Source organism: Bacillus sp. FJAT-42376, from assembly GCF_003816055.1.
In the GTDB taxonomy this organism is placed as follows: domain Bacteria; phylum Bacillota; class Bacilli; order Bacillales; family Bacillaceae; genus Metabacillus_B.
This window is the reverse complement of sequence record NZ_CP033906.1, coordinates 3,829,215-3,853,990: the sequence shown is the minus strand read 5'-3', so window position 1 is coordinate 3,853,990 and position 24,776 is coordinate 3,829,215. Positions and strand designations below refer to the sequence as shown.

Below are 24,776 nucleotides of genomic sequence, written 5' to 3'. Positions count from 1 at the left end.
TTCGAAATCATATGAAATTTTGAGGTGAACGAATTGAGAGTTCGAATTGCGCATAAGGAACTGCCAAATGGTATTGAAGCAAAACAGGCTTCGAACGAAGATAAATCCGTGATCGCCCATTTACTGAAAGAAACGGCCCAGTGGCTCCACTCAAAGGGTTCGTCTCAATGGAACGAACTCATCACGGATGGGGAATTGAGAGGGTTATCCGGTTCAATAAACCGGGGTGAGGTATTTTTATTTGCTGAAAATGGAGAGATCGCCGGTATGGTCATGCTTTTGACTGAAGCAGGGGATTGGGATAAAAGCTTATGGGGAGATACGGATGCTGAATCTGTATATTTGCATAAACTTATTACAGCGAGGAGTTTTAAAGGGACCGGACTCGGAAAGGAAATTCTTTTGTGGGCGGAGAAAGGAATTGAATTTGAAGGAAAAAAACAGATTCGTCTTGATTGCATCGGAACGAATGCAGCACTGAATCAATTCTATCTGGCAGCCGGTTATGAATATAAAGGAACTTTAAATGGTTTCTGCAAATACGAGAAGCCTTTAACACAAAGCTGAATGCGAATGCATTCAGCTTTTATTATTGCAGGGCCTATTCTTATTGGTTTGAGTCCCATTTTTATAGATGTGTGACAAAAGACACCTCTCGCCGGATAACATCAGGACATACGATTCACCAAGAAGAAGAGATGTAAACGGTCTTTCTCTCATTATTTATTATTGGAAGCCCTTACATTAATAACTGCACATTTCGTACCGTTCGGCAATTTTTACATTCCTTTACAATGTGATAAATGATCTAGGGATATCCTTTAACTTTCAATGAGGAAAAAATATGGAAATGAGTCTTGCTGAGAGATTTTCTGCCAAAATCCTGTTAAAGCAAGGATAGGACAAAACCCTTCTGAACGGCTTTTTATATTAATGTTGGAAAAGTCTAAATATATGAGCCGTTACACACTGCTTTGTAACATATGTAAAATAAGGACTTCGAACTTTTATCATCTATTATTCTGCGCGGTAAATCCATAAAGTAGACATGGGTTTAACATACACGCTGATGAAAACGAATAGAGGAGATGAGGTTACGTGTGGGTCATTTTCGCTGCTGCTGTTTTTGTGCTGCTGCTGGGCATCATTGAAAAGCGGCGCCACCAAAAGCGGCTCGATTCCATTCCGGTTCGGATTAATATTAACGGAATCCGGGGGAAATCAACCGTTACAAGACTTATATATGGTGTGGTAAAGGAAGCCGGATATAAAACAGTCGGAAAAACAACAGGTACGGATGCAAGGATGATGTACTGGAATACAAAAGAAGAAAAACCGATTGTGAGACGGCCGGAGGGTCCGAATATCGGTGAGCAAAGACGTGTGATCCAAGAGGTAGCTGAATTGAAGGCGAATGCGCTTGTGAGTGAATGCATGGCCGTAAATCCTGATTATCAAATTATCTTTCAGGAGGACATGCTTCAGGCGAATATTGGAATTATTGTGAATGTACTAGAGGACCACATGGACGTAATGGGTCCGACTCTGGATGAGGTGGCAGAGGCCTTTGTTGCCACAATTCCTCATAATGGCCATGTGATTGTCAATGAAAGTCCTTATATCGACTATTACCGAAAAGAAGCAGAAAAACGCAATTCAACTTTGATTGTTTGTGATAATACTAGAATTTCCGAGCAGTTTCTTAAGAGCTTTGAATACATGGTCTTTCCGGATAATGCATCGCTTGCATTAGCCGTTGCAGACGCATTGGGAATCGATGAGAAGACAGCCTTTCGCGGTATGCTGAATGCTCCTCCGGATCCAGGTGCCATGAAAATTCTTCCGCTCGCTGATGCAGGGAACCCTGGCTACTTTGTAAATGGATTTGCAGCAAATGATGCTGCTTCCACAATTAATATATGGAAAAGGGTAGAGGACCTCGGATACCCAACCAGTAATGCGGTGGTGATTATGAACTGCCGTCATGACCGGGTAGACCGGACCATTCAATTCGCAAATGATGTGCTTCCGTACATCCCTGCCGGAGATGTCGTGATCATAGGAGATACAACACAGCCAATTGTTGATTCATATGAAGCTGGAAACATTCCTGCCGGCAATTTTCACAATCTGGAAGGGTATTCAACCGAAGAAATATTGGCTGTTCTTGAGCCAATGATGAGCGGCCGGGCCATTTATGGCGTAGGCAACATCCATGGTGCTGCTACACCGTTGATTGAAAGACTGGAAGACTATAAAATTAAGCAATTTGTCAGTTAGGAGGAAGAGTCATTGTTCGGATCTGATTTATACATAGCCCTGGTACTGGGAGTCTTGCTAAGCCTGCTGTTTACGGAAAAAACCGGGGTCATACCTGCCGGGCTGATTGTTCCGGGGTACTTGGCACTGGTATTTGACCAGCCTGTATTCCTGGCAGTGGTTTTCTTTATCAGTTTGCTTACATACTTAATCGTCACATTCGGAATATCGAAGCTGGTCATTCTTTATGGGAGAAGAAAGTTTGCCGCCATGCTTACCGTAGGAATCCTGCTGAAACTGGCATTTGATTTCGCTTACCCCATCCTTCCATTTGAAATTTTTGAATTCAGGGGGATTGGAATCATCGTTCCCGGTTTGATTGCCAATACGATGCAAAAGCAGGGGCTGGCGCTTACGATCGGGAGTACCCTTTTGCTGAGCGGAGCTACCTTCCTGCTGATGACGCTTTACTATATTTTCTAAGGGGAGGAGAAAAACGTGAGCCATCCAAATGGAAAAGAGCTTAATTTCGAAGAGAAGCTCTTGCGTTTTATTAAAAGAAACCGGCGGAATTCAAAAACTCACGCAGTAATTGGATTAATTGCCACAGCTGGAATTATGTTCGGTTTCTCCTTTGCTGAAAGACCTCCGGCCCCAGCCGTTACCCAGTATAAAAATGAAGTGTTTACAGCTTCCTTCATGGGAGACGTAATGATGGGCCGGGATGTTGAAAAAGTAACCGATATTAAGGGACAGGATTACTTATTTCAGCATGTAAAACCGCTACTTCAAAACTCTGACTATATAACAGCCAATTTTGATCAGCCGATTACTCTGGACGAAGACGCGCCAAAGAACGAATCGAAAAGCATTCAGCTGAGGACGGATAAACAATCAGCCAAGACTCTTCAAAATCTCAACTTTTCATCTGTCAGTCTCGCCAATACCCATGCGATGGATTATAACGTGCAAGGGTTAAATGATACGAGAAAGACTTTAAAAGAGCATGCAATTGATCCGGTAGGAGCCGGGAGCAATCTGAAGGATGCGAAAGATTCCATATCATATCAGAATTATAACGGAATGAAGGTTGCGACCCTTGCTTTTACAGATGTATATGCTGAGGGAACAAAAGCAACAGAATACAACAGCGGGGTTCTTGCGATGGAACCGAAAAACTTCGTTCCAATGATTGCAGAAGCGAAAAAAAATGCAGATTTCGTGTTTGTTCATGCCCATTGGGGACAGGAGTACGATACAACTCCCCATCCCCGCCAGGAGGACTTGGCAAAAGCGCTGGCGGATGCAGGGGCAGATGTGATCATTGGCCATCACCCGCATGTGCTGTCGCCAGTTGAAGTGTATAAAGACAGTGTCATTTTCTACAGTCTTGGGAATTTTGTTTTTGATCAGGGCTGGAGCAGAACAAGAGAGAGTGCCCTCGCTCAGATGAGGCTGATGGCCGACGGCAAAGCACGATTTGAGCTGACTCCTCTTGAAATAAAAGAAGGGCAGCCTGCTCCGATCAGGGAAATGAATGAACTGCAGAGAAAGAAAATGGTTCAGCAGCTGACCAAAACCTCAAAAAACTTGGATTGGAAGGAAGAGAACGGGAAGCTCATTTTTGAAAAGGACTTCTCCAAAAAACTCGATTAAAGCAGGGATGTAAATGAGAAAGAAACGTCTATGGACAGCACTGGCAATTCTTCTCATTGTCTTATTGCTCGTCGCACAATCCGGAATATTAAACCGTCCATCAGAAGGTGAGGCTGCTGTAGCGGCCAACCATCCTCTGGCTGTGAAAGCCGGAATGAAGGTTTTGAACAGCGGAGGAAACGCGATGGATGCAGCCGTCGCTGTATCTTATGCGCTCGGGGTAACGGAGCCATTTGGCTCAGGGCCTGGCGGCGGCGGAATGATGGTTGTCTATAATCCGAAAAAAAACATCAAAAGAGTATATGACTATAAAGATGCAGCCCCTGTGAACGGAGAAGGGTCTAAAGACCAGATTGCCGTTCCGGGATTCGTTAAAGGATTGGAGCGGGCGCATAGGGACATGGGGAACATGAAGATGTCCAAGCTGCTTGAGCCGGCTATTCAGTATGCCGGGAAAGGATACAAGGCAGATGAATTTCTGTCCGAACGGCTCAAGGGCGCTGAGAAACAATTTGAAGGTACCCTGCCGGAATCTTTTTATCCGGATGGCAATCCGGTAAAAAGGAATGAAATTATCAAACAGCCTGAGCTTGCGGATACCCTTAGATCGATTCAAAAGCAGGGCAGCAAGGGATTTTACTCGGGAGAAATGGGGAAGTCTCTAGCAAAAGAACTGGATTCCGTGAGCGCAGATGATTTAAAAAATTATAAAGTGAAAGAAGAAAAACCGCTGGAAGGCCAGTTCGGTGGGTACAAAGTCATGACCTCTCCTCCATCTGCAGGAGGCATCTCTCTCCTGCAAATCCTGAAGCTTGCCGATCTGTACAAGAGTGAATTCAAATCAGGGGAAGTAACGGATTCAACTCATTTATTAGGTGAATTTACCAAGCATGCCTACCATGAGAGAATTACTGAAATTCAGGATCCTTCCTTTGGAAAAGTCGATACAGAAAGGCTTCTTTCAAAGAAACACTTGAGGAATATGGCGGATGAAATGGATTTTGACAAAGCTTCCTTTGACATAAAGGTAAACAATTCAGAGGCAGATGAAGAAGATCATGATAATACCACTCACTTTGTTATAAAAGACAAAGAAGGGACGATCATATCTGTAACCAATACACTCGGAGAATTCTTCGGATCCAAAAAGCAAGTCAATGGCGTGTTTATGAATAATTCGCTTAGCAATTTCAGTGAAGATCCCGAATCAGCCAACAGAATGGAACCGGGTAAACGGCCGAACAATTACACAGCTCCATCCATTCTCGAAAGCGACAAAGAAATTGTTGGCATCGGAACCCCGGGTGGAAAGAGAATTCCAACGGTTTTGGCCCAAGTGCTTGTGCAAAGAGAATACTTTGGGGCATCCTGGCAGGAGGCTATTAATGAAAGACGATTCTATATTGAGAATCATCAGATTACGATGGAACCTGGATATCCGAAAAATGTGAGGAAGAGACTTGAAAAGCGCGGCTATGACGTACGTGTAAAGAAATCTCCATTTTATTATGGAGGCGTAATGGCCTTGAGTATAGATAAAAAAAGCAGCCAAGTATCCGGAGCAGCAGATCCCAGACGAACAGGCACATGGAGTTCATCTAACTAACATTTGGGAGGAATGGTCATGAAAATGATAAAAGGGATATGGTCTACATTGGGAGTCATTGCTATTTTAGCGGTGATGATTGGTTTTAAGCATACAGAAGTGATGGATCCATCCGAAAAAACTGCTATCGCCAACGAAATGAAGAAGGTTTCTGAGAAGGAACAAGCGGAAGCAAGGCAAGCAGCAATGGCTAAGCAGTCCTCAGCAAAAGTAAAACAGCCGTCTCAGAATACTGCTGGTTCAAACGCAGAATAACATTTTTCCTGTCCCCGGGGGGTTATCCCCGGGTTTTTTTTATAGGGTAAAGGCAGAGCAGACAGATTTCTGTTTAAGTTCCTATTTATTCAAAAAATGGTATTAAATCAAAACGGATAACGAACAGTGACGAAAAACATAGGATAAAAGGCCTTTAAGTGAATTTTACAAAATAGAATTTTCGGACTATTTATTCTATTCAGATTAGATTTATAATAGTTTTGTAATGAAAAAATTTCATTTTCATGAAAAAATGTCTAATTTTACTCATTTTTTTATGATTACGGGGGGCCTTGGATTGAGGAAATTAAAAAGATCAGTCAAAAGAAACAGCCAGCGCTGGCAAAAAGCTGCAGTTGGAACGGCAGTTGCAAGCGGACTGCTGCTTGGAACACTTCTTCCAGCCACTGGACAAGCTTCTGCTGCTGTGAACACATCCGCAGTTGAATCAGCACCAATCGATTACAACACAATTCCTGAAGAAAGACTTGCTGAAGCTCTTAAACAGCAAGGAGTTATTTCTAAATCGGCTACAAAATCAGAGGTTAATAAAGCAGTAAAATCCTATATTCAGAAAAAAGAAGGCGAGAAGCCTGCTGTCGCACCTGATTCTTCAGGACATGCCATGGATTCAAAGGTAAAAGAATTCATGACAAAGCAAAAAGAAAAGATTAAGAAACAATTCGGCAAAAATAAAGCAGCGAAAGGCAAACCGAATGGGCTAGTGAAAGTAGATCCTGCTAAAGGTGCTACATATAACGGAAAAGTTCGTGAAGATAAGGTTCTTGTCTTGCTGACAGAGTTCTCTGACTTCAGGCATAACAACGTTGATCAGGAGCCGGGATACATGTATGCCAATGACTTCAATAAAGAGCATTACCAGAAGCTGATGTTCGGCAATGAAGATTTCACAATGTTCAACGGTGAAAAAATTAAAACCTTTAAGCAATATTATGAAGAGCAGTCCGGCGGAAGCTATACGGTGAATGGTGTGGTATCCGACTGGCTTACTGTTCCTGGTAAAGCGAGAGAGTACGGTGATGACAACCCTAACGGAGGACATGATAACCAAAATCCTAAAGGGGCACGTGACCTGGTGAAGGATGCTCTTACTGCGGCTGTTGCATCCGGTATTGATCTGAATGAATATGATCATTTCGACCAATACGATTTGGATGGAGACGGCAATCAAAACGAACCGGATGGACTGGTCGACCACTTGATGATTATTCATGCGGGAACAGGACAGGAAGCTGGAGGCGGACGTCTTGGGGATGATGCCATCTGGTCTCACAGATGGACAATCGGCACACAGCCGTACAAAATTCCAGGAACGACCTCTTCTACACCGTACTGGGGCGGACAAATGGCGGCATTTGATTACACAATCCAGCCTGAAGACGGAGCAGTCGGCGTATTCGCACATGAATTCGGACATGACCTTGGTCTGCCGGATGAGTATGACACACAGTACACAGGTGCCGGAGAGCCGGTTGCTTCCTGGTCCATCATGAGCGGCGGAAGCTGGAACGGAAACATTGCCGGTACTGAGCCGACAAGTTTCTCTCCGATGAATAAAGAGTTCTTCCAAAAAGGAATGGGCGGAAACTGGGCTAATATCACGGAGATTGATTACAAGGATCTCGATGCATTCGGCTACGCTTCAGTCATTGACCAAAGTGTAACAAAATCTAAAAATCCTGGCATTGTTAAGATCAACCTTCCGAAGAAAGCCGTAAAAGGAATTGCGCCTGCATTCGGAAACAAATATTACTACAGCACAAAAGGTGACGATCTTAATACGTCTATGACCACTCCGGTATTTGATTTAACAGCAGCTACAACAGCTAAGTTTGATTACAAAGCATTCTTTGAAGTGGAGTTTGAGTATGACTACCTGTATGTAAATGCGGTAAAAGAGGATGGTACGAAAGTATTGATCGATACAATTGGAGATGAAGATACGAAAGGCGATGCGACTGCCGAAACTTCATTAGACCAATGGGTAGACAAATCTTATGACCTCAGCCAATTTAAAGGAAGCAAAATTAAATTGGAATTCAACTATGTAACAGACGGCGGCTTGGCGCTTAACGGCTTCGGGCTTGATAACGCAACGCTAACTGTCGATGGAAAAGTAGTCCTTTCTGATGATGCAGAAGGCACGCCGAAAATGGAACTTAAAGGCTTCATCGTTTCTGATGGAAACTACTACAAGGATAACTACTATTACCTAGAGTGGAGAAACTATGCAGGATCTGATAAAGCCCTTGCCTTCTCCCGCGGTGCGAAATACAACACAGGAATGCTTGTATGGTACGGAGATGAAAGCTACCTTGATAACTGGACTGGACCTGGCTACCACCCGGGATACGGGTTTATCGGAGTAGTTGACTCTCATCCTGAAACCGTCATGGGTACATTGAATGGACAAAAAACAGCGGTAAACAGCACACGCTACCAAGTAGCCGATGCAGCATTCTCATGGGATAAAACACCTGAATTCTCCGTTTCTTCACCGACACGCGGAGACTACACATTCAAAGGAATGCTCGGCAATACATTGTTTGATGACTCTCAAACCTACATTGACTATACTCTTCCAGACGCAGGGAAAATCCTTCCTCGCAACGGCTTGAAAGTTCAAGTTATGGGCGAAGCGAAAGACAACTCCGCTGGAATGGTATGGATCCGCAAGTAATGAAATGAAAAAACAGCCCGCTGGAATCAGCGGGCTGTTTTTCTGTTTAGAACGTCGTATGAGATTAACGGATGCTGGAGCTTTTACTCAATCAGCATAAATCCTAGAAAGTCAGCAAATAATCATAAAAAGTCAGCAATTAGTAGCGGAAAGTCAGCAAATAATCATGAAAAGTCCGCAATGATCCCCGTAAAGTCAGCAATTGTCCTAAATTCCTGAAACAAGTGGGACCGCCTCCCATCATTCCGTTCTCCACAAGCGTGAAATCTTGGAAACCCTTACGTTTTATTTAAAATTTTAGTATTTTTCGAAAGCTATAGCCAAATCTTTTTACAGTTGTTATACTTCATAATTATATTTTGTTCGAGAAGGGGGAGATCAGGATGGAAAAACTTAGCGGGAAAGACCGGATTCTTATAAGTGTTATGTTATTTTCGATGTTCTTTGGAGCAGGGAACTTAATTTTCCCTACCTTTTTAGGCTATTCCGCCGGCACTCATACCTTTCTATCATTAGCGGGTTTCATTGTTACCGCAGTCGGACTCCCTGTTATGGTAGTCATGGCCATTGCCGTTCACGGCACAGCAGAAAATTTGAATCAAAAGGTTCATCCGCATTTTGCGGTGCTTTTCCCGGTTGTTATTTATCTCTGTATCGGGCCTGGTCTTGCCATTCCGCGCGCAGCGACCATTGCATATGAAATGGGAATGAAGCCTTTTCTGGGTGAAGGGGCTGCTGCTCAGCCAGCCGCTCTGGGATTATATTCCATCCTGTTTTTCGGAATTGTATTGTGGCTCAGCCTTTCTCCCTCCAAGCTGATCGATCGCCTTGGAAAAGTATTGGCACCAGTCACTCTCACCATCCTAGCTATTTTGTTTGTGAAAAAACTGTTTACTCCATCCGCTTCATTAGGTGCGCCAGCTGAAATATATGAGACCAACTCCTTTTTTCAGGGGTTTCTTGACGGGTATTTGACTATGGATGCTTTGGGAGCCATGGCATTTGGTGTTCTCATTACGAATACAGTTCGTTCGAGAGGAATGACAACGCCAAAGCAGATTTCACGAAGTATGATAACAGTAGGGATCGGAGCAGGGGTTTTGCTTGCTGCTGTATACAGCATTCTCGCTTACTTGGGAGCATCTTCAGCCGGTTATGGAAAAGCGGCAAACGGTGCGGAGGTTTTGACTCTGCTGACCAGCAGGCTTTTCGGGGATGCGGGAATTGTCATTCTCGGTGTTTTGTTCACTCTTGCTTGTCTAAGCGTTTCAATCGGTCTTGTGATTGCGTGCAGCCAATATTTTTCTAACTTGCTTCCTGCTCTTTCCTACCGGTTGTGGGCGGCTGTATTTACATTGGCGAGTATGCTGATTGCGAACCTTGGCCTGAATCAGATTTTGAGCATCTCTGTCCCTATCTTAAGTATGGTGTATCCAATCCTTGTTGTCCTGGTTGTAATCGGCCTTATGGAACGTGTGTTTAAAGAACATCAGCCGGTCTATTATATGGCTGTTTTATTTACAGGCGTATACAGTATAGCTGAATTCTTAAATACCTCCCTTTTAAAAGGAAGCCTTGACAGCGTGATCCATGCCATCCCTCTTTCCGAACAGGGCATTGGCTGGCTGCTGCCTGCTGTAGTTGGAGCAGCAGCAGGGTATGGAATGAGTGTTTATAAGAAAAGAAGAGTATACGTGCAAAGGTAAGAGAGGCTGGGACAAAAGGATTCCGGCTAATAAAAAAACCGAACGATTATTTGAATCTCTAGTAAAGAGGTTCGTAATCGTTCGGTTTTATTGTTTTTCAAGCTTTCTTCAAGAGCTCTGTTAAACTTGGCTGTTGATTTCCGCTGAAGTCGTTCGCTTTCCGCGGGGCGGGCGGTGAGCCTCCTCCTGGCTTCGCCACTGCGGAGTCTCACCTGTCCCGCTACTCCCGCAGGAGTCTCACGCCTTCCGCTCCAATCAACAGATGTTAAGTATCAACAAAATACTCTACCACATCCTTTTCAAGATTTAGGACAACAATTTTAGTTATGTCCCAGCCTTTTTATTCGTTACAGGGAGTATCCTCCATCAATGATCAGATTATGGCCATTAATGTAGCTTGAGTCCGGGCTTGCCAGGAAATAAACGGCTTTGGCAATTTCCTCGGGCGTGCCGAATTTTCCTCTTGGATGATTTTTTGCGGCTTTCTCATAGGCTTCTTCGTTTGGATAGAGACCTCTTGCAAGTCTCGTATCTACAGGCCCTGGAGAAATGGCATTTACCCGTACATTCCGCTTGGCAAAACGGGAGGCAAGTGATTTGGTTAAAGCAATGACACCTGCTTTGCTGGCACTGTAAGCAGGAAGGGCAGGAGGAAACTTTTCGCTGCCCACAATGGCCGCGTTGTTGATAATGCTTACTGGTTCATCTTTTGAAAAATATTTCTCTGCATGTTTAATCATAAAGTACTGTGATTTTAAATTGGTGCTGAAAAGTTTCTCCCAGTCGTCCTCATCAATTCTGCTGAGCGGGCCAATTGCTGCACTGCCGATTCCTGCATTATTAAAAAGGACATGGAATTCTCTTTGTTCCCCGCTGAAACGTTCAAAAAACTGCCGGACACTGTCTTCCCGGTCAACGTCTGTTTTTGAGAAAGTAATGGAGCCTGTCAGTTCTCCGTTTTTTTCTTCCAGCTCGCTTCCCCGCTCTTCATCTCTGCCCAGTGCGTATACATGGGCACCTTTTTCAGCAAAATGTAATGCGGCTGCCATTCCAATCCCTGATGTTGCTCCTGATATAATGACGACTTTATTTTTCAAGATACCCATCCTTTCTTTAACTGTCAGATTATCTGCCTTCGTCTTGAGCCATTTTTACAAGAAGATGTGAGAAGTGTTTGCGTTCTTCCTCACTCCCCGTTTTCCACAGTTCCTTCAATAAATGTTCTTCACGGTTTTTCGGTTCGGTATTATTGGCTAAATACTCAGCAGCCGTTTTTGCCGCTTTAGCCAGTGTGTTTTCGGATAATCCTAACTTCTCACCCTGCTTTACCTTGTCATGCAGAAATTGTTTGAAATGGTTAAAATCTTTTAAAATGCTGTCCATTTCTTCATGGCTCAGCTGGTCCATTTTCCCTTCAATCTTTTCTTCTTGCACCGAAGTATCTTTTTCAAAAGCCATAACAGGTTCACCTCCTGAAAGATTAGTATTGTTATAGCCTTCCTCCAAATGGTGTAAACGAAATAGCCTCCTTGAATGTGCCGGCAAAAGCAAGGGATGTGTTTTTAAAGCGATAGACTGACTGGCGGAAGGAGGAGAAGTCTTTTTGTCGAAATGAGAGTAGAAATGAATCATAAGCAGAGGAGGGGATTTTAGTGAATCGAATAAATTTAATTGCGCTTGGAGTTCGGGAAATAGCAGCATCGCTTAAGTTTTACCGGCAAATTGGTTTTGAAGCATCGGTCATTGGAAACGAGGAAGAACCGGTGATTGTGTTTTTTAAAAATCAAGGAACAAAGCTCGAATTATTTCCTCTCGAACAGCTGGCTAAAGACATTAATGAAGAAAATCCGCCTGAATTGTCAGCGGGGGGATTTTCGGGCATTACACTTGCTTATAATGCGAAGTCGGAAGAAGAAGTGAATCAAATGTTCGAGCGGGCAAAGAAAGCAGGTGCTGAAATAGCCAAAAAACCGCAGAAGACATCCTGGGGAGGGTACAGCGGCTATTTCAGAGATCCGGACGGGTATTACTGGGAAGTGGCATACGGCCCTGATTGGGAATTTGATGAATCCGACATGCTCATTATTAAAGATTAAGAGATGTTCAGGTTTCCGGTGTACAGCAGAGAGCACACGAATGCAGCTAAGATAAAGATAAACATATCGCCGGAGTGCCGCCCTCCCGTTTCAATCAGCATGAATCAAACTTCAAACGAAAACAGGGAAACGCTTAGGGTGCGTTTCCCTGTTTTAAGCTAACGAGACTTTGAGACAGTCCTTGTTTTTATTCACCAGATGGAAGGGCAGGTGTTCCCTCTTCTTCCACCTGGAGAGGTTCCTGCTCTGCTTGTTCGATTTCATCGAGTCTTGCAAGAATCCTCCGTTTTTGATACAGCATCGTTCCCGTTTCAGCAAGCTCTTTAATCATCGAACGATTGGTTAAAGCCCCGAAAATCATCCCGGCAACCGGAATCATTTGCAGCAGTTTTTTAATTCCGTATGTATCCCGATATGAATACATCACTTCCCTCCAGCCCTGCAGCTGGGAGAAGACTTCTTTTGAATGGGAGCGTGTATGATAGCCAGACAGCTCATTTAAAACCGCTTGTTTCCCTACAATATCCGCTGATGCAAATTGAAGGCATTTGACGATAAAGATCCGTTCCTCTTTTTTATTCGGATCGTACCCGTGCGCAATGGCTATTTCCTGAAGAGTTTTAATGGAAAGACCAAGAAGGACCGGTATATCAATTGCCAGTGTAAACATTCCTCCGAATCCGGTAGACGCGCCTTGTACAGTTGCCAGATTGCCTCTCGATTCTCTAATATCGAGACAGACCTTTTTCATGTCTTCGACAGAGACCTCTGAAACCCCTTCGATTGATTCGACTTCTACCCCGGACTGGACAGATAACTTCTTCAGCATCATTTTTTCCTGGGTTAGATATTTTCCTCCGGTTTGTACATAATTTCCGATTTCATCAAGAAGAACACCAATCTTTTTCTGGATAAAAGCAGGAGTGATCTTATCTAAAAGCTTAAAAGGAAGTCGGGTAATTTTTTCCCAGAACCACAGCCCCTGCTGATCTTTCTCCCATTTTTCAACTTCATGTAAGGATTGCTGCAGTGTTTGCTTTGAGTCCATCCTTGTGCCTCCTCTTCCTGTCAGTAAGTTTTAATACGAAGCAGGGAAATAAAAGTTTCATGCTTACCATTATAAAGAGCATTCCGCGCTGAAGAAAGAATCTACCTCTGGACATTCCCGCTTGTTCCCGTTACGATGTTGAAATCACAGGGAAAAGGAAGATGGATATTGGCACAAATACGTTTAATGGGAAGCAAAGAAGAACTGGATGTGATCATTCAGTCTTTTGAAAAAAATTATACCGTTTCTTATACATCAAAAGAGTATGGAAGAACAAATCCTAAATATAAGTATTCCAAAGATCAGCGCATTTACTTGGATTTGAAATTAAAGAATCAAAGCTGAGGGGAGTCTGTATGCGAAAAGAGGGAACAAAAATCCGCCTTCGCGAGCTTGAGGAGAAAGATGCGGAGAGCCTGTATCCGATCTGGTCTGACCCTGAGGTTGTCCGCTATTTGAATATGGAAGCGGCAGCGGCCATTACAGAGGTAAGGTCGATGATTTACATCCTTCGCTCGCTTGCCGGAAAGAAAAAAGCCTATCGGTGGTCCATCATCAGTTTAAAAACAAATGAGATTCTGGGCACTTGCGGCTTTAATGAGTGGGATGAAGAGAATGCAAGGGGTGAAATCGGCTACGAGCTGGGACGGAAACATTGGGGACATGGCTATATGCAAGAAGCCTTGGTTCTTCTTTTGGATTATGCCTTTACCTCTATGGGGGCTAACCGGATCGAGGCAAAAGTGGTCCCTCAAAATACGGTTTCTCTTCTTCTTCTTGAAAAACTTCATTTTCGTTATGAAGGCCTTTTAAGAAAGTATGAACTGATGAATGGACAATATGAGGATGTAAGGCTTCTTTCCTTATTAAGTGAAGAATTTCCGGTTATAGGGGATGCATAGGCGGGAATGTAAACAGGGGAGGGATGTATGATGGAAACGAGAATAGAAAAAGACACAATGGGAGAAATAGAAGTTCCGGCTGACAAGCTTTGGGGGGCGCAAACTCAGCGCAGTAAAGAGAATTTTAAAATCGGCACCGAAAAAATGCCGCTCGAAGTGATCTATGCGTTTGCTGTACTGAAACGCAGTGCAGCCATTGCAAATGAAAAATTAGGAAAGCTTTCTTCTGAAAAAAAAGACGCAATTGTTCTGGCTTGTGATGAAATTCTTGAAGGTAAATGGGACGATCAATTTCCTCTCGCTGTATGGCAGACCGGCAGCGGGACGCAAAGCAATATGAATGTGAATGAAGTGATTGCGCACAGAGGGAATGAACTGCTGGAAAACAAGGACATCCGGATTCATGCAAACGATGATGTAAACATGGGACAAAGTTCGAATGATACGTTTCCGACGGCTATGCATATCGCTGCATTAAAAGCTGTAAAAGAACAGCTGATTCCCGCAGTCGGACAGCTTCAAAAAACACTGACGGATAAAGCAAATCAATTTCAGGATTTGGTCAAAATCGGACGTACTCATCTTCAGGACGCGACGCCTATTACCCTTGGGCAGGAAATCAGCGGCTGGTCGTATATGCTTGAAAGATCAAAAGCGATGATTGAAGAAGGATCCTCACATCTTCTTAATCTTGCGGTTGGAGGAACAGCTGTCGGGACAGGGATCAATGCGCACCCTGAATTCGGCGATCTGGCTGCTTCAGAAATGGCTGACTACACAGGCATCCCCTTTATATCGTCTGCGAACAAATTTCATGCCTTAACCTCTCACGATGAAATCGTCTATGCGCACGGTGCTATTAAGGGTCTCGCTGCGGATGCAATGAAAATTGCCAACGATGTACGATTTCTTGCGAGCGGACCGAGATGCGGAATAGGTGAAATTTCAATACCTGAAAATGAACCCGGGAGTTCCATTATGCCTGGGAAGGTCAACCCTACACAAAGTGAAGCGTTAACGATGACGGCTGTACAAGTGATGGGGAACGACGCGGCGATAGGGTTCGCAGCAAGTCAGGGGAATTTTGAATTAAATGTATATAAACCGGTCATTTTATACAATTTTCTCCAATCGGTCCGCCTGCTTGCGGATGCACTCCGATCTTTCAATGTGCATTGTGCAAAAGGAATCGAACCAAATCATGAAGTGATTAAAAAATATCTCAATGACTCTCTTATGCTGGTTACAGCATTAAACCCTCATATAGGCTATGAAAAAGCAGCAAAAATCGCGAAGTATGCCCATAAAGAAGGAATCACGCTTAAGGAAGCAGCAGCAGCGTTAAATTTGCTGACAGAAGAGCAGTTTGATGAATATGTTGTACCAGAGGAAATGACAAAACCAAAATAAAGATGACAGAGGCTGGGACATAACTAAAATTGTTGTCCTTAAGCCGAATATTTCTTTTAAAAACGCTATGTTAAAGGATGCTGTTGTTTTTTTAACCCCTGTTGATTGAAGCGGAAGGCGTGAGACTCCTGGGGGACAAGCGGGACAGGTGAGACCCCGCAGCCGCAAAGCGGAGAGGAGGCTCACCGCCCGCCCCGCTGGTCGCTGAGCGCCTGCAGTGGAAATCAACAGCCAAGTTTAACAGAGTTTTTAAAAAAGCATGAAAAAAATAAAACCGAACTATTACGAAACTCTATACAAGAGTTTCAAATAATAGTTCGGTTTTTTTTCGCTATGTTAAAGCATGTAGTTGATTTTTTTAACCCAGTTGATTGAATCGAGAGCCTGTTAGCTGCAATCAACAGCTAAGTTTAACAGTGCTTTTTTAATAGAAGGAAACCTTTTGTCCCAGCCTCTTTTTTATATGGGTTTTTTTATCGGATTCTTTTCCATTTAATAACGGATATCCATCCCTTTTTTTAGGAAATAATAACATCAAAAAACAAGGCCGTATCAAAATGGATAGAAAAAGCGCTAAGGTTTCGAACCATGTGAGAAAGATAAACGAAGGAGATTGGCACCTATGAATTTGCACCAGTTACTTTTGGAATCATCCATAAGCACCGAACCGGCGCCAAATATGTGGAGGGCAATAGAGATATCAGGGATTGCATCCGATTCAAGATGCGTAAAGCCAGGAAATCTTTTTATGGCCATCAGCGGCTATGAGGCGGATGGCCATGAATATATTGACGCAGCCATAAAAGCGGGGGCAGCAGCGGTTGCAGGTGAAAGAAACATCACTCATCTGGAAGTCCCTTATATCCAACTGGGCGAAATCCGAAAACAAATGGCTAAGTTAGCAGCAGCGTTTTACGGTGACCCTCAAAGGAAACATAAAATGATCGGAATAACAGGAACAAATGGGAAAACGACAACGGCCTTTATGCTCAAACATATCCTGGAGACTGCCGGGTACAGCTGCTCTCTTTTCGGAACCATCGCAAATTACATAAATGGGAAATGGATTCCCGCATCTAATACCACACCTGACAGCCTGGAGCTTCAAAAATTGCTTTTCAGCAGCAGGGATGAATATGTGGTCATGGAGGTTTCCTCACATGGCATCAGTCAGCACCGTGTAGAAGGTATTGAATTTGATTACGCTCTTTTTACGAATTTGGACCGGGACCATTTGGATTACCACCATACAATGGAAGAATATTTCTCCGTGAAATCAAGGCTGTTTCAGCAGCTGTCCCCATCCGGTGCGGCATTTATTAATACCGATAGCATATGGGGACAAAGGCTTGTGAATACCATTAGGGACACAGGCAAAGAGTGTTTTACTTTCGGTGAAGGAATCGATTGTGATCTTCGGCTTTCAGATTGGAAAACGAGTACGTTTCCTGCAGCTATCTTCAGCGAAACAGAAAACAGAGGCCATTTTATTCAGCTTTCCATTCCTGGCCTTCATAACATCTTTAATGCCGGACTGGCTTTTCTGAGCGCCTTGAAAATGGGACTCGATGAAAGAGGGATTCAGGACGCCCTTATGACATTTCCCGGAGTTCCCGGAAGGAATGAAATATATAAAAAAGATCATCAGCCTACATTTGTGGTGGATTACGCCCATACGGCAGATGCTTTGCTTCACTGTCTGAAAACGGCAAGAGAATGCGGAGCAGTAAACGTCTATCACGTTTTTGGATTCAGGGGGGGAAGAGATGAATCAAAACGGTGGGAGATGGTGAAACTGTCCTCTGAATTAAGCGACCGGTATATTCTGACTCTGGATGATTTGAATGGGACAAAAGAGGAGGATATGACGGCTGAACTAGAAAATCTCCAGAACCAGTTCGGCAATGAAAAGGGCTCTGTTATGCGGGACCGTACACTGGCTATTCAGCACATGATGAGTCTTTCGACTCCGGAGGATTGGATTGTAGTAACTGGAAAAGGGGCGGAAGCCTATCAGCAAACCTTTGAATTGCCTGCAGCCACTGACGGTGAGGCAATCCGATATATACAAGGGCAGAATGCAGGACGGAAATTTGAATAAAACTTGAATATTTTATTGGAATAGGAACTCGGCTTTTTTAAGTGCGGTTCCTATTTCGTTCGTTAGAACTATTTCCATATATTGATTCTGCGTGAAAGAATATGCATTCTGTTCTATATATTTACATTGTTTTCAAAAAAGTAAGCTGATATTCTACTGGAGAAAAAGCGAACGGTATAGACAAGGAGAATAAGTCATGAAGCGGTTTCTGCATTTGATCATTGCCATTTTTACTTTATCTGTTATAGCTCATCCGGCAAAAGCAAACGGGAAAGAAAAAGATGATTTGCTTTTGAACAGCGATTCGGCCGTATTAATAGACGCTAAAACAGGTCAAATCTTGTATCAGAAAAATAGTCAGTCCTCTATGTACCCGGCAAGTATTACCAAAATTGCCACGGCCATTTATGCAATCGAACATGGGGATTTAAATGGAGAAGTGACAGTCAGTAAAAATGCCCGGAATACGGATGGAACAAAGGTTTTTCTTGAAGAAGGGGAAAAAGTGACGCTGGAGCGGCTCATTCAGGGAATGCTGATTAATTCGGGAAATGATGCGGCTGTAGCGATTGCAGAGCATCTAAGCGGCAGTGTGAGCGGATTTTCTCATGACCTTAATCGTTATTTGCAAACAGAAATAGGGACGTCTAACACAAATTTTAAAAATCCGAATGGCCTTTTCGATCCTGAACACCGGACAACGGCGGAAGATATGGCTAAAATTACAAAATACGCGTTGAAAAATAGAGAATTTGCTAAAATATTTGGCACGAAATCGTTAAAGTGGGAAGGAGAAACGTGGAATACGACCATTTTTACTCATCACAAAATGATGATGCAGCAGCGTTATGATGGGGTAACCGGCGGCAAAAACGGGTTTGTTTCTCAAGCAGGGTATACGCTGGTGACGGCCGCAGAACGGAATGGCCTTAGTCTGATTACGGTTACAATGAAGTCCCCGAATGACCAGGGAACGTATGATGACACGAAAAAGCTTCTTGATTTTGGTTTCGGCCGTTTTGAAACAGGAGAAATCCGGCCAACCGCTACGCTGAAAAATGACCGGCAGCAGCCTCTTCAGCTGAATCATGCGGTGTACTATACAAAGCATAAAGGGGAGCATATTACTTCAGAGGTAAGCAAGGCAAATGAACTCTTTGTTAAAGGAGAAGACGGAAGGAAGCTGGCCTCCGCTAAACTGGAATCAGCGGTACCCGATGGTCAGGGGATAACCCCGGCGCTAAAGCGGGATGAAATGGAAAAAGATGAAGCGCTCATGAAAGGTCATTTTTTTATCGCGGTTCTAATGGCCTTTCTTCTTGTAATCGGAGTCGGAGGAGCGGTTTTTCTGCAGACGAAGAAATGGCAGTGAAGGCAGGAAGGGGATCCGCTTTTCAAAATTATTTCTGAATACAAGTAAGGAAACCTGATAATCTCGGTTTCTCTTTCTGAATTGTGAAAATTATGTCGAAATTTGTATTGTAAAAAAACAAATTATCATATAAGATAGTGTACTATCAGCGTGCACTAATCTTTTTGTCCGAATCTAAACCCTTATTTCCCATTTTCTTCTTTTTTTGGATTAATTATCATAGTAAAGGGGTTGTTCTATGTGAAAAAAATCAGTTTAGCATGGCAAATATTAATAGGACTTGCACTTGGGATAGCGGTAGGGGCCATATTCTATGGAAATCCGGCTATTGTAAGCTATTTGCAGCCTATTGGAGATATTTTTCTTCGATTAATTAAAATGATCGTGATTCCAATCGTGATCTCGAGCATTATCGTTGGTGTTGCAAGCGTTGGAGACACAAAAAAGCTCGGAAAGCTTGGCGGTAAAACGATTATATATTTTGAAATCATTACAACCATTGCGATTGTTATAGGATTGCTTTCAGCCAATATTTTTCAGCCCGGAGCGGGAGTTGACAAAAACGGGCTTGAAAAAACCGATATTTCGAGTTACGTGGATACAGCTGAAGGGGTAGAAAGCCATGGATTTGCCGATACATTTGTCAATATTGTCCCTTCCAATATATTTAAAGCCTTCGTAGAAGGAGACATGCTTGCGATTATTTTCTTCTCCGTTATGTTCGGATTAGGGGTAGCAGCAGTAGGAGAACGCGGCAAACCAGTGCTCGCCTTTTTCCAGGGAGCAGCTGACACCATGTTTTATGTAACAAACCAAGTAATGAAATTTGCTCCGTTCGGCGTGTTTGCGCTGATCGGGATTACCGTTTCCAAATTCGGACTTGATTCTTTGATTCCGCTGGGCAAGCTGATGATTTTGGTTTATGCAACGATGATTTTCTTTGTACTTGTTGTTCTTGGAATTACGGCGAAAATTGTCGGAGTGAACATTTTCCATATCATACGTTTACTAAAAGATGAATTAATATTGGGCTTCTCTACGTCGAGCTCTGAAACGGTTCTTCCCCGTATTATGGAGAAGATGGAGCGCTTCGGCTGTCCGAAAGCCATCACTTCTTTCGTCATTCCGACTGGATATTCCTTTAACTTGGACGGCTCCACGCTCTACCAGGCACTTGCAGCCTTGTTCATCGCTCAGATGTACGGCATCGATTTAACGATTACACAGCAGCTTACACTCATGCTTGTGTTAATGGTCACTTCGAAGGGAATTGCCGGCGTTCCGGGAGTTTCATTCGTTGTTCTTCTTGCGACTCTGGGAACCGTGGGCATCCCTGTAGAAGGACTGGCCTTTATCGCTGGGATTGACCGTCTTCTGGATATGGGGCGGACAGTGGTCAATATTATCGGAAACTCTTTAGCCGCTGTTGTTATTTCAAAATGGGAAGGCGAATATAAGCCTGTTCCTTTGGAAGAAGCAAAAAGAACAGCATAAAAATTACAGATTCGGTTTTTGCACAACATACAAAACAGGCAGCCATTTGCTTCATGAATGGCTGCCTGTTTTTTAAAATTTCCGGGTCTTTGGCTTAACCCCTACCCTTGTCAAAACGTTTTTCTCCGGAAATCAGATAAAGGAAGAGGCTGGGACATAACTAAAATTGTTGTCTTTAAGCCGAATATTTCTTTTGAAAAGGCGATGTTAAAGCATGTTGTTAATTTTTAAGGAGCGGAAGGCGTGAGACTCCTGCTTAGAGCAGCGGGACAGGTGAGACCCCGCAGCGGCGAAGCCAGGAGGAGGCTCACCGCCAGCCTAAGGATAAGCGAACGACTGCTAGCTGCAATCAACAGCCAAGTTTAACAGCGCTTTTGAAAAAAGCATAAAAAACAATAAAACCGAACGATTACGAAGCTCTATACCAAAGTTTCAAATAATCGTTCGGTTTTTTTCTTCGCTATGTTAAAGCATGTTGTTGAATTTTTAATCCCTGTCGATTGAAGCGGAAGGCGTGAGACTCCTGGACAGCTCCTTTATTCTTTTACTTGTCATGAATCCGTCTTAAGAGGCCTGTTTGCTTTTCCGCGGTTTAGCAGCGGGTAAACGATAAATCCTACAAGGAATAACCCAATTCCGAGGAAGAATGTAGTAAGGTCGGATGTTCCTGACACAATCACGTAGATACTGTACAGCAGAGCAAGAGAAGCAATGATTCCCTCTTTTACTCTTGACCCCTTTATTTCATTGAATGACTCGCCTTTTAGTACAAGTTTCAAATAATAGACGGACGAGACGAGATAAGGGATTAAATAGGCAAGTGTGGCCGAAGTTGTTAAGAATGTATAGGCTTCACTGATCGTTCCGGAAATAACCGAAAAAATGAAAAGCTGCGACATGATGTTTGTAATGGTTAGTGAAACTACAGGGCTGCCTTTTTTATTGTTTTTTCCGAATACCTTTGGGAAGATGCCTGATTTTGCAGCCTGGTAAGCCACTTCAGAACTCATGAGAATCCAACCTAAAGTGGAGCCAAACAAAGAGATTAACGCAAGAATCGCCATTGCAATTCCGCCGCCGTTTCCAAGAAATAGAGCCAATACATCCACAAACGGTTTATCGGATTGCATCAATTCGTCTTTTGGAATAACACCCATTGTCAGCAATGTTGTAATCATGTAAATAGATAAAGCCACAATCAGTCCGAAAATTGTTGCCTTCTTCACATCCGCCTGTGAACGGGCACGGCCTGAAAGAATAACTGCTGATTCAATCCCTACGAAAGCCCAGAGGGTGGATACGGCTGCCAGCTGAACTTGCTTGAATAGTCCCTGAGGTTCCCCGGAAGCTGATTGTACATCAAAATACCATTGGCCTGTAGATGCTCCTTGAAAAGCAAACAATGCAGCTCCGATAAAAAGCATGAACCCAATCACTTTTGAAGCAGTGGCTGCGAAGTTAAGGCGGCCGGCTGCGTTTAAGTTGTTAACAAGAATGGTATGAGTGCCCCAAAGTAAAATGGTACATACGGCAAATGTAAGCAGTCTTCCTTTTTCAAAATCCTGCGGTCCGATGGTGAAAAGAACGGTTGAATCCTTCATAATGGGCAAAAATGTGGATAAATAGCCTGCAAAGCTTGTAATAATGGCCACGTTGCTGATCCAGTTTGCCACCCAATAGCCCCATACCATGCTGAATCCGGCCATTTTTCCGGCCTTTTCAGATCTGAACATAGCTTTTGCGTAACTTTGCGGGCCACCGGTAAGTTCCGGTTTCCTTATGGAAAGATTACCGAATACAAGAGCGATCATCAGAACGCCAAAACCTGTAACGAGCCAGGCAGCGGCGACTCCCAGCGGACTGGCCATTTGGGCTAATGTGCTTGGAAGCATGAAAATACCGGAGCCCACCATATTTCCGATAACGAAAGCAGACAGAAGCCAGAAGCCCCATTTTTTTTCTTCCATATTAAAATCCTCCTAGTTTGTTCTATTTCTTATACTTGAGGAAGATGGATGAGATTATGTACATAAATAAAAACGCATGGAGCAATCCATGCGTTTTATATACATAGTCGCCTCAACCTATCTCCTGATAGCGCTCCGCGGGTGATGACTGCGGCAGTCCTGTATTTTTTTAATACAGGCCCAGCAAAAATGAATGTTGGTTTCAAAATTGCTTCGGCACCTTTTCCTTTCAGCAGTCATCACTAGCCCCAACGGCTTCAGACTGGTTACTATTAATCGGTGCAACCTCTACCTCACCGAGATATGGAGTGAGGATTTTGACTTATTTAATTGCGATTCTTGAGTATGATAATGCATTTTAATCCAAGCGTCAACAGGTAAAGATAAATTCCTTGAATTCCCTTTAATTGAGTGAACCGTCAGATTTTTCTTAGAATTAACTTGGAATTCTTAAGGAAATCGCCTATAATTTAGGCAAGAGTGACAAACTGTAACACAAAGGGGTTTTATAGATGGGCAGTTTGGGGTTTGGAGAAATTTTACTGATTTTAGTAGTGGCGCTGCTGCTATTTGGTCCGAAAAAGCTGCCGGAGCTTGGTAAGGCGGCAGGAAGGACCCTGCGCGAGTTTAAAAATGCTACACGGGGTATGATGGACGAAGATGATGAGAAGGCAGCCAAAAAAACAGAAGAACGGGCGCGGCCATAAATTCAGCAGCTTGCATATGCAGGCTGTTTTTTTGCACGCTGCTTTTATTTTTTCTTTCCGCCCGGGACCTTTTCTTCCACCCGGTTATCTTAAACATTCCCGAATAGGGCTTGGTCTAGCGCCGGGATTTCCCACTGTGCTGCCCATCCGCTTCTGCAAACAAAAACAGGGAGACGCTGTCGTCACCCTGTTTTTGAGAGCCTCCAGACAGCCCCATTCTTATTGCTGTTTTTTAGCAGTATCCATTACTTCCTTTGGAACAGACAAGCTGTTTAATTCGTTGAATTTGTCATACGTCCCATTCATTGACTGGTTCATCGTGACTGTTTTTCCATCCAGATTCGTGGTCATATTCAGATCAACCACGGATGCTTTTTGCAGAAACGTTTTTTTATCAATGGTGTAAGACATTTTTAAGCCGGTAATTTTGACGGATTCACTATTTGTTCCGAGAGCCGCCGCCGCTTCGTTGACCATATCGCTATATAGACTTAAGACTTCCTCTTTTGCTCCATCTATGGAAATAATATATTCATTCTCGTTTTCGGTCATATTCAGATCCTTAGCCACTTCTTTTAAAGACATAAGTTCATCTGTCGGCTTAGGCTGGCCTGTCATTAAGGAGCCAGGTGAATCCTGCATCATCCAGCCCGCCCCGTTTTCAGACGTGTAAGTAGCGTCTTCGGTCATATATGTTTCTGACTTAATCGTCTGGCCGTTTGATTTAAAGGTATCTGTTGAATGCATGACAAAAGGCTCGTAATTGCTTTCAGTCATTAATGTACCGGTTACATCCAATTTTGTTTCGCCATCATCAATTTTCTGATTGACGTTCATCGCACTAGAATAGCTTTTAACCTCATCATAAGCGGCAATGGATTTTTCCAATACTTGATCCGCATCCAATTTTTCATCCTTTGCCTCTGTGGCGGCAGGCGCCTCGTCCTCGGCCTCTTTGCTTTCAGCTTCCTTATTTTCAGTTGCCTCTGATTTGCTGCCTTCTTCCGTTTCAGCCCCTTCAGTCTTCTCTGACTTCTCGCTGCCTTGGGTTCCGCAGCCGAATAAAGCAAGGGAAAGCACCATGAATAGACCTAATAATTTTGCCGTTGTTCTCAATCATTCCACTCTCCAATTCAGTTTTTAAAAAAATCAATTCACTAGAATTTTCTTACCCTAACAAATAATGGATGAAACTACCGGAAGTCCCGGATTTATGATAAAAAATTCTATTAATGGGGAATATGCCAGTAAAAAGGCTCATGATTTAGGAAAAAATTAATAATTGCAAAATAACAAACGATTTGTATATAATGAAAATACAAGTCCATATAAGCGCTTAATCCCAATAGGGAGCGGGGGAACCATACAGTGCAGCGGCACTAGGGGTGAATCCTTTTTAAAGGTAGGACATTTCTCTTCGTCCGAATCCGACAGCTAACCTCGTAAGCGAGAAGAGATTCTTAACAGGAAAATCCTGTTTTTAGGCATTGTGACCT

General features: G+C 43.4%; 21 protein-coding genes and 2 riboswitches. Of the genes, 16 read left to right on the top strand and 5 right to left on the bottom strand.

What is annotated here, in order from left to right:
- Positions 1-33 precede the first annotated feature (33 nt).
- The 8 genes from CEF21_RS19410 (at position 34) to brnQ (ending at position 10,183) form a co-directional block, all read left to right on the top strand.
- Positions 34-567 carry a GNAT family N-acetyltransferase gene (locus CEF21_RS19410; RefSeq protein WP_164462253.1) on the top strand — a complete coding sequence of 178 codons (534 nt, stop codon included), beginning with the start codon at positions 34-36 and terminating at the stop codon, positions 565-567.
- A gap of 531 nt (positions 568-1,098) precedes the next feature.
- On the top strand, positions 1,099-2,280 hold the full coding sequence (gene pgsB / locus CEF21_RS19405; RefSeq protein WP_123919234.1) for a poly-gamma-glutamate synthase PgsB: 1,182 nt from the start codon (positions 1,099-1,101) through the stop codon (positions 2,278-2,280).
- A 12-nt stretch (positions 2,281-2,292) separates the two neighbouring features.
- The gene (gene pgsC, locus CEF21_RS19400; protein ID WP_123919232.1) at positions 2,293-2,742 is read left to right on the top strand and encodes a poly-gamma-glutamate biosynthesis protein PgsC; all 450 of its coding nucleotides are present in this window, start codon (positions 2,293-2,295) and stop codon (positions 2,740-2,742) included.
- Between the two features lie 15 nt (positions 2,743-2,757).
- Positions 2,758-3,915, top strand: coding sequence for a CapA family protein (locus tag CEF21_RS19395; protein WP_123919230.1), 1,158 nt, complete (start codon positions 2,758-2,760; stop codon positions 3,913-3,915).
- Positions 3,916-3,928: 13 nt separating this feature from the next.
- Positions 3,929-5,521: a gamma-glutamyltransferase gene (gene ggt / locus CEF21_RS19390; protein ID WP_123919228.1), complete on the top strand. Its 1,593-nt coding sequence runs from the start codon at positions 3,929-3,931 to the stop codon at positions 5,519-5,521.
- An 18-nt stretch (positions 5,522-5,539) separates the two neighbouring features.
- On the top strand, positions 5,540-5,776 hold the full coding sequence (locus CEF21_RS19385; protein WP_123919226.1) for a hypothetical protein: 237 nt from the start codon (positions 5,540-5,542) through the stop codon (positions 5,774-5,776).
- A gap of 379 nt (positions 5,777-6,155) precedes the next feature.
- Positions 6,156-8,477 carry an immune inhibitor A domain-containing protein gene (locus CEF21_RS19380; RefSeq protein WP_481747686.1) on the top strand — a complete coding sequence of 774 codons (2,322 nt, stop codon included), beginning with the start codon at positions 6,156-6,158 and terminating at the stop codon, positions 8,475-8,477.
- A 383-nt stretch (positions 8,478-8,860) separates the two neighbouring features.
- Entirely contained in the window at positions 8,861-10,183 is a 1,323-nt protein-coding gene (gene brnQ / locus CEF21_RS19375) for a branched-chain amino acid transport system II carrier protein (protein WP_123919224.1), read from the top strand.
- A 347-nt stretch (positions 10,184-10,530) separates the two neighbouring features.
- Here brnQ and CEF21_RS19370 read toward each other — a convergent pair whose 3' ends face one another.
- Positions 10,531-11,280, bottom strand: a complete 750-nt coding sequence (locus CEF21_RS19370; protein ID WP_164462252.1) for an SDR family NAD(P)-dependent oxidoreductase — start codon at positions 11,278-11,280, stop codon at positions 10,531-10,533.
- A 28-nt stretch (positions 11,281-11,308) separates the two neighbouring features.
- On the bottom strand, positions 11,309-11,641 hold the full coding sequence (locus CEF21_RS19365) for a DUF3243 family protein (RefSeq protein WP_123919220.1): 333 nt from the start codon (positions 11,639-11,641) through the stop codon (positions 11,309-11,311).
- A 194-nt stretch (positions 11,642-11,835) separates the two neighbouring features.
- Between CEF21_RS19365 and CEF21_RS19360 the strand changes: the two genes are divergently transcribed.
- Positions 11,836-12,279, top strand: a complete 444-nt coding sequence (locus CEF21_RS19360) for a VOC family protein (protein WP_123919218.1) — start codon at positions 11,836-11,838, stop codon at positions 12,277-12,279.
- Positions 12,280-12,466: 187 nt separating this feature from the next.
- Here the strand turns inward: CEF21_RS19360 and CEF21_RS19355 are convergent, their stop codons facing one another.
- Positions 12,467-13,327: an EcsC family protein gene (locus CEF21_RS19355; protein WP_123919216.1), complete on the bottom strand. Its 861-nt coding sequence runs from the start codon at positions 13,325-13,327 to the stop codon at positions 12,467-12,469.
- A 168-nt stretch (positions 13,328-13,495) separates the two neighbouring features.
- On the opposite strand from CEF21_RS19355, the gene CEF21_RS19350 reads away from it, so the two are divergent.
- From CEF21_RS19350 to CEF21_RS19325, 6 genes are all read left to right on the top strand, one after another.
- Positions 13,496-13,672, top strand: coding sequence for a YvzF family protein (locus CEF21_RS19350; protein WP_123919214.1), 177 nt, complete (start codon positions 13,496-13,498; stop codon positions 13,670-13,672).
- A gap of 11 nt (positions 13,673-13,683) precedes the next feature.
- Positions 13,684-14,229, top strand: coding sequence for a GNAT family N-acetyltransferase (locus CEF21_RS19345; RefSeq protein ID WP_123919212.1), 546 nt, complete (start codon positions 13,684-13,686; stop codon positions 14,227-14,229).
- A gap of 30 nt (positions 14,230-14,259) precedes the next feature.
- On the top strand, positions 14,260-15,639 hold the full coding sequence (gene fumC, locus CEF21_RS19340; RefSeq protein ID WP_123920427.1) for a class II fumarate hydratase: 1,380 nt from the start codon (positions 14,260-14,262) through the stop codon (positions 15,637-15,639).
- A gap of 622 nt (positions 15,640-16,261) precedes the next feature.
- Positions 16,262-17,740, top strand: a complete 1,479-nt coding sequence (locus tag CEF21_RS19335) for a UDP-N-acetylmuramoyl-L-alanyl-D-glutamate--2,6-diaminopimelate ligase (RefSeq protein WP_123919210.1) — start codon at positions 16,262-16,264, stop codon at positions 17,738-17,740.
- A gap of 196 nt (positions 17,741-17,936) precedes the next feature.
- A complete protein-coding gene (locus CEF21_RS19330) occupies positions 17,937-19,112 on the top strand; it encodes a D-alanyl-D-alanine carboxypeptidase family protein (protein ID WP_123919208.1) in 1,176 nt (391 codons plus the stop codon).
- Between the two features lie 240 nt (positions 19,113-19,352).
- Entirely contained in the window at positions 19,353-20,606 is a 1,254-nt protein-coding gene (locus CEF21_RS19325; protein WP_123919206.1) for a cation:dicarboxylate symporter family transporter, read from the top strand.
- A gap of 551 nt (positions 20,607-21,157) precedes the next feature.
- Here the strand turns inward: CEF21_RS19325 and CEF21_RS19320 are convergent.
- Positions 21,158-22,573: an amino acid permease gene (locus CEF21_RS19320; protein ID WP_123919204.1), complete on the bottom strand. Its 1,416-nt coding sequence runs from the start codon at positions 22,571-22,573 to the stop codon at positions 21,158-21,160.
- Positions 22,574-22,693: 120 nt separating this feature from the next.
- Positions 22,694-22,872, bottom strand: a riboswitch (Lysine riboswitch).
- A 213-nt stretch (positions 22,873-23,085) separates the two neighbouring features.
- Between CEF21_RS19320 and CEF21_RS19315 the strand changes: the two genes are divergently transcribed.
- Positions 23,086-23,280 carry a twin-arginine translocase TatA/TatE family subunit gene (locus CEF21_RS19315; protein WP_123919202.1) on the top strand — a complete coding sequence of 65 codons (195 nt, stop codon included), beginning with the start codon at positions 23,086-23,088 and terminating at the stop codon, positions 23,278-23,280.
- A 219-nt stretch (positions 23,281-23,499) separates the two neighbouring features.
- Here CEF21_RS19315 and CEF21_RS19310 read toward each other — a convergent pair whose 3' ends face one another.
- Positions 23,500-24,396: a DUF6612 family protein gene (locus tag CEF21_RS19310; protein WP_123919200.1), complete on the bottom strand. Its 897-nt coding sequence runs from the start codon at positions 24,394-24,396 to the stop codon at positions 23,500-23,502.
- Between the two features lie 207 nt (positions 24,397-24,603).
- Positions 24,604-24,743: riboswitch (cyclic di-AMP (ydaO/yuaA leader) on the top strand.
- Positions 24,744-24,776 lie beyond the last annotated feature (33 nt).

Excerpts from the sequence above, each read along its gene's own strand:
- CEF21_RS19355 (WP_123919216.1), bottom strand. The coding sequence starts at position 13,327 with ATGGACTCAAAGCAAACACTGCAGCAATCCTTACATGAAGTTGAAAAA.
- ggt (WP_123919228.1), top strand. The coding sequence starts at position 3,929 with ATGAGAAAGAAACGTCTATGGACAGCACTGGCAATTCTTCTCATTGTC.
- CEF21_RS19335 (WP_123919210.1), top strand. The coding sequence starts at position 16,262 with ATGAATTTGCACCAGTTACTTTTGGAATCATCCATAAGCACCGAACCG.
- CEF21_RS19330 (WP_123919208.1), top strand. The coding sequence starts at position 17,937 with ATGAAGCGGTTTCTGCATTTGATCATTGCCATTTTTACTTTATCTGTT.
- CEF21_RS19365 (WP_123919220.1), bottom strand. The coding sequence starts at position 11,641 with ATGGCTTTTGAAAAAGATACTTCGGTGCAAGAAGAAAAGATTGAAGGG.
- brnQ (WP_123919224.1), top strand. The coding sequence starts at position 8,861 with ATGGAAAAACTTAGCGGGAAAGACCGGATTCTTATAAGTGTTATGTTA.
- CEF21_RS19345 (WP_123919212.1), top strand. The coding sequence starts at position 13,684 with ATGCGAAAAGAGGGAACAAAAATCCGCCTTCGCGAGCTTGAGGAGAAA.
- fumC (WP_123920427.1), top strand. The coding sequence starts at position 14,260 with ATGGAAACGAGAATAGAAAAAGACACAATGGGAGAAATAGAAGTTCCG.
- CEF21_RS19320 (WP_123919204.1), bottom strand. The coding sequence starts at position 22,573 with ATGGAAGAAAAAAAATGGGGCTTCTGGCTTCTGTCTGCTTTCGTTATC.
- CEF21_RS19385 (WP_123919226.1), top strand. The coding sequence starts at position 5,540 with ATGAAAATGATAAAAGGGATATGGTCTACATTGGGAGTCATTGCTATT.
- CEF21_RS19315 (WP_123919202.1), top strand. The coding sequence starts at position 23,086 with ATGGGCAGTTTGGGGTTTGGAGAAATTTTACTGATTTTAGTAGTGGCG.